We start from the raw sequence: 608 nt of genomic DNA, 5'->3' as shown, positions 1-608 counted from the left end.
CAAAACAACAGGGAGCTTCTTTTCCGTCAGTGATTTTTGGAACCTCATATCCAGTGAAAGCGGGGTTTTAAAAAAGTCTCGATATAAAAACGAAATAGCATTCAGCGCCAATGCTTGAGTTTTGACTGCAACTTTTTCATCGATAGCGAGGTGGCTGAGAAATCGAATAACGTCGTCTTCAGATAACTTCGATGGATGAGCAAGCTGGTGGAATACAATAAAGCGCTTTATCCAGAATAGGTAACTCTCGATAGTTTTGTTGGCATAATGGCGAGTAAGCATATGCTCTTTTACACTTATCAGAAACTGACTTTTCATAACATTATAAAGCTGTTTATTTATACAGGTGTTGTAATTTATCAATACTGACCCAGTTATCATGCTTTTTGCCGTCTAATTGCGTGTTCAAACACACATATTCATACTACTTTTCTATTTGTTTCATGAAGGTAAGTGCTAGGATTTGTTTTTCTTTTGTCAGGAAAGAATGCGGTAGCGTGCGAGAAAAGCCGCTATTTGCAGTATAGAAAGCGTTAGCTTGTAGGAGAACAAATGACTGTAGATTGGCGTGATAAATACATAACAGAAAAAGGTTTTCGGTTTACAGA

General features: G+C 37.5%; 1 protein-coding gene. It reads right to left on the bottom strand.

Features of this window, described 5'->3' with window-relative positions:
- A partial coding sequence (locus R8O11_RS29265; protein ID WP_318195129.1) for a phage integrase N-terminal SAM-like domain-containing protein occupies window positions 1-318 on the bottom strand: 318 nt, incomplete at its 3' end.
- Window positions 319-608: the final 290 nt, after the last annotated feature.

It is taken from the genome of Vibrio sp. 1288 (assembly GCF_033344475.1).
The sequence above is the reverse complement of the archived record's forward strand: the minus strand, read 5'-3'. Positions and strand labels throughout refer to the sequence as shown.